3 protein-coding genes, 1 pseudogene and 1 riboswitch are annotated in these 4,074 nt (G+C 68.1%); of the genes and pseudogenes, 2 read left to right on the top strand and 2 right to left on the bottom strand.

The annotated features are described in order from the left end of the window. The coding region (locus RT567_RS14315) for a methyl-accepting chemotaxis protein (RefSeq protein WP_313576943.1) at positions 1-544 on the top strand (544 nt) is incomplete at its 5' end. Positions 545-593: 49 nt separating this feature from the next. Here RT567_RS14315 and metB read toward each other — a convergent pair. Together metB and RT567_RS14305 are read right to left on the bottom strand one after the other, a co-directional pair. Next, a complete protein-coding gene (gene metB, locus RT567_RS14310; RefSeq protein WP_313576942.1) occupies positions 594-1,772 on the bottom strand; it encodes a cystathionine gamma-synthase in 1,179 nt (392 codons plus the stop codon). Further along, positions 1,769-2,866, bottom strand: coding sequence for a homoserine O-succinyltransferase (locus RT567_RS14305; RefSeq protein WP_313576941.1), 1,098 nt, complete (start codon positions 2,864-2,866; stop codon positions 1,769-1,771). Before RT567_RS14305 ends, metB begins: the two co-directional genes overlap by 4 nt. Before the next feature lie 77 nt (positions 2,867-2,943). After that, positions 2,944-3,070, bottom strand: a riboswitch (SAM riboswitch). Positions 3,071-3,524: 454 nt separating this feature from the next. On the opposite strand from RT567_RS14305, the pseudogene RT567_RS14300 reads away from it, so the two are divergent. Beyond that, positions 3,525-4,074, top strand: a pseudogene (locus RT567_RS14300) (homoserine dehydrogenase); the annotation flags it as partial.

The following is a 4,074-nucleotide window of genomic DNA, read 5'->3' as shown; positions in this document are numbered from 1 at the left end:
GTCCAACCAGATCGGCGACATCATCGGGGTGATCGACGAGATCGCCTTCCAGACTAACCTGCTGGCGTTGAACGCGGGCGTCGAGGCGGCGCGCGCGGGCGACGCCGGTCGCGGCTTCGCCGTGGTGGCGTCTGAAGTGCGCGCCCTGGCGCAGCGTTCGGCCTCGGCGGCCAAGGAGATCAAGACTCTGATCACCGAGTCGAGCCGTCAGGTCGGCGCGGGCGTGGCCCTGGTCGGCGACACCGGTCATGCGCTGGAGCGGATCGCCGGTCAGATCCAGCGTTTGACCGTCATCGCCGAAGAGATCGCGTCCTCTTCGCATGAACAGTCCAGCGGCCTGCAGCAGGTCAACATCGCCGTGAACCAGATGGATCAGGTCACGCAACAGAATGCGGCCATGGTCGAGGAATCGACCGCCGCCAGCCACGCCCTGGCCTCCGACGCGATCGAGCTGGATCGTATGATGGGTCAGTTCGCCCTGGATGACGCCCGCGACCTGGATGCGCGCGGACGCATGGACGCCCTGATGCGGGCTGTGGCCTAAGCGTCAAATTCTCCCTCCCCTTCATGGGGAGGGAGAAATGGCGTCTGGGTTACGCCGCCGCCTTCAGCGTCACCGCATCCAGGGCCTGGGTCAGGTCGGCCAGGATGTCGTCCTGATGCTCCAGCCCGACCGACAGGCGCAGCAGGCCGTCGGTGATGCCGGCCGTCACGCGCGCCTCGGGCGTCATGGCGGCGTGGGTCATGGTGGCCGGATGGGCGACCAGGCTTTCGACCCCGCCCAGGGATTCCGCCAGAGTGAAGACGTCCAGCTGCTCGATCACCTGGCGCACCGCCTCGGTCCCGCCGTTCAGTTCGAAGCTGAGCATGGCGCCGGGGCCTGACTGCTGGCGCGCCGCCAGGGCGTGGCCGGGATGGCTGGTCAGGCCCGGATAGTGGACGGCCTTGACCGCCGGGTGCAACTCGAGCACCGCCGCGACCAGGCTGGCCGTCGCCTGCTGGCGTTCGATGCGGGTGAACAGAGTCCGCAGGCCGCGCAGGGTCTGATAGGCGTCGAACGGCGAGCCGGTCACGCCCAGGCAGTTGGCCCACCAGGCCAGCTTTTCATGATCGGCCGGATCGGCCGCAACCACGGCGCCGCCGACCACGTCGGAATGGCCGTTGATGTATTTGGTGGTCGAGTGGACCACGATGTCGGCGCCCAGCTCCAACGGCCGTTGCAAGGCCGGCGACAGGAAGGTGTTGTCGCACACCACCTTGGCCCCCACGGCATGGGCGCGACGACAGACCTCGGCGATGTCGGTGACGCGCAGCAGGGGGTTGGACGGCGTCTCGACCAGCACCAGCTTGCAGCCGTCGGCCAGGGCGGCGTCCAGGGCGACGCTGTCGTTCTGATCGACGAAGGAGACGCGGAAATGCCCCTTCCTGGCGCGGGCGCACAGCAGGCGGTGGGTGCCGCCGTAGCAGTCGTGCGGCGCGATCAGCAGGTCGCCCGGCTCCAGCAGGCTGAGCGGCAGGTCGACCGCCGCCATGCCGGTGGCGGTGATGACGGCGCCCGCGCCGCCTTCCAGCTCGGCCAGGGTCTCGGCCAGCACGTCGCGGGTCGGATTGCCCGAGCGCGAATAGTCGTATTTGCGCGGCTGACCGAAGGCGGCGAAGGAATAGTTGGACGACAGATACAGCGCCGGCATGACCGCGCCGTGGGCCGTGTCCGTATCGACGCCCGAGCGGGCGGCGATGGTGCGGGGATCGGCGGGACGGGCGCGGCTCATTGGTCGATGTCCTTCAGTACGGAGGTCAGGATGTCGGCGACCAGTCTGTCTTCCTTCAGGAAGGCGTCGTGGCCGTAGACGGAAGCGTGTTGTTCAAAGCGCCAGAGGTTGGGCAGGCGGTCGGCCAGCTCCCTCATGTCCTCGATCGGGCACAGGCGGTCGGTGGTGAAGCCGACCAGGGTGACGGGGGCGCTGATGGCCTCGGGCTCGACGCGGTGGCGGTCGATGGAGTCCGACAGGCTGAGCCAGCGCGAAGGGGTGGTGCGGTCGCGATAGGCCCGGCCGCGCGCCTGCAGATAATCGCACACCGGATAGGCCTGGCCCGCATGGCTGGGGGCCTCGGAATCGAAGCGGTCGCCGAACTCTTCCTGGGTGCGATAGGTGGTCATGGCCAGTTCGCGCGCCAGGCCGACGGCCTGATCGATCCGCCCGGTCTCAAGGCCCAGTTGCAGGATGCGGCGCTGGATGCCGCGCCAGGCCGTGGCCAGCGGATGCGGGCGGTGGGCGGCGGACACCACCACCAGTTGCTCGGCCCAGTCGGGGAACAGCTCGCCGAAGGCCAGGGCGATCATGCCGCCGTAGGAACAGCCGATGAAGGCGGCGACCTTGTCCACGCCCAGATGGTCCAGCAGCAGGGCCAGCAGGCGCGCCTGATCCTGGGTGGTGATGGTCAGCGGGGTCTTGGCGTCCTTGACGCCTTCGCCGAATTCTGGCGCGAAATCAAAGGCCAGGACGCGAAAGCGGGTCAGGTCGATCGGCGCCCGCACGCCGACGGCGCCGGACCACCAGCCCAGGCCCTTCGTCTCGGTGCGGTGGACGTAGCGGTCGGCGGAAATGCCGCCTGCGACTACGATCAGGGGGGCGTTGGCCTTGCCGTGCAGGCGGCCGATGACCTGTTTCTGGGTCAGGGTTCCGCCGAAATCCAGTTCGAAGTCGTCGGGGATCGCAACCGCGACGTCATGGGCGCCGTCGCGCTGAAGCAGTTCCGACGGACGGCGCGCAGCTCGGGCGCCGCCCTTGGACGCAGGTGCAGCGGCGGTGGCCTTACAGGAAGGCTCTTCGGTGGTTTCGGTGGGAATCAGGGTCAGGGTCATCGCATCACTCAAAGGTTCGGCTCACCGGCGAAACCCATGCAGTGACAGACCTGTGGCGCGCCGCCTTATCGACGCTCCACCCATCTCTCGCGGTCCTTTCAGGCAAGCCCGAAGAACCCCGCAGGAGTTGGCACCGTTTCGGGCGGAACCCGATGGTTGCCCCGGCGTCAAAGGGCCTAATCCCTCAGCCGGTCTTGATGAGTGAGCTTACGGTGCGGTTGCGAAGGGCACCGGTCAAGCGAAAAATTTCACCCCATTTTTGCGAGTGTGGCACATATGGGTGGCGAAAATGGCGTCCTGGGGCGGTGTTGCGAAAAATTCTTTCGAGGCGGGGTTGACGCGGCGCGGCGCCCTGGCTCACCCTAAGGAACGATTTTCAACCGGACGCCGCCTGTGCCTTACCGCCTCGCCAGCATGAAGACGACCGCGATCGCCGCCTCGGCGACGGGCCTCTTCGCGTCCATGATTACGACCACCGGTACCACCACCATGCCCTTGCGGGCGGGGACCGGATGATGCGCGCCGTCTAGGCGAGAAAACGCAGAAAACCGATCACCCGCCCGGACCCCCGGGCGGGTTTTTTATTGGCCCGAACCCACCGCCGATCCCCGCCGACTTCTCTCGAAATCCTCCCAGATCCAGCCTTCAGGAAATGCCCATGTCCGCCTCTCTCGCCCTCGTCGCCGATCAGTTGAAACCGGTCGCAGCGCTCGCTCCCGCCGCCGATGTGGTGGTGCTGAAGTTCGGTTCGTCGGTCCTGCGCGACGCCGCCCAGGCCCCCGCCGTCGCCAGCGAAATCTACGGCCACGTCCGCGCCGGCCGGAAGGTGGTGGCGGTTGTTTCGGCCCTGGCCGGTCAGACGGATCAGCTGCTGGCCGACGCCCGCAGCCTGGGTCTGGATCACGAGAACGAACTGCTGCCCGCCTATGTCGTGCTGGGCGAGGAAAAGGCCGCCGCCCTGGTCGCCGTCGCCTGCGACCGGGTGGGGCTGGACGCGGTGGGTTTGTCGGTGCGTGAGCTGGGCATCGTCGCCGAAGGCCCGGCCCAGCACGCCCGCCCCGTGTCGCTGAAGGGCGAGCGTCTGCATCAGGCCCTGGCCGAGCATGAGGTGGTGGTGGTTCCGGGCTTCGGCGCGGTGCGCTCGAACGGCCGGGTGGCCTTGCTGGGCCGGGGCGGATCGGACCTGACGGCGGTGGTGCTGGCCGCCG

It is taken from the genome of Brevundimonas sp., assembly GCF_032107865.1.
Taxonomy (GTDB): Bacteria; Pseudomonadota; Alphaproteobacteria; order Caulobacterales; family Caulobacteraceae; genus Brevundimonas.
Note: the sequence above shows the minus strand (reverse complement) of the source record. Positions and strands in the feature narration are given on the sequence as shown.

Excerpts from the sequence above, each read along its gene's own strand:
- metB (WP_313576942.1), bottom strand. The coding sequence starts at position 1,772 with ATGAGCCGCGCCCGTCCCGCCGATCCCCGCACCATCGCCGCCCGCTCG.
- RT567_RS14305 (WP_313576941.1), bottom strand. The coding sequence starts at position 2,866 with ATGACCCTGACCCTGATTCCCACCGAAACCACCGAAGAGCCTTCCTGT.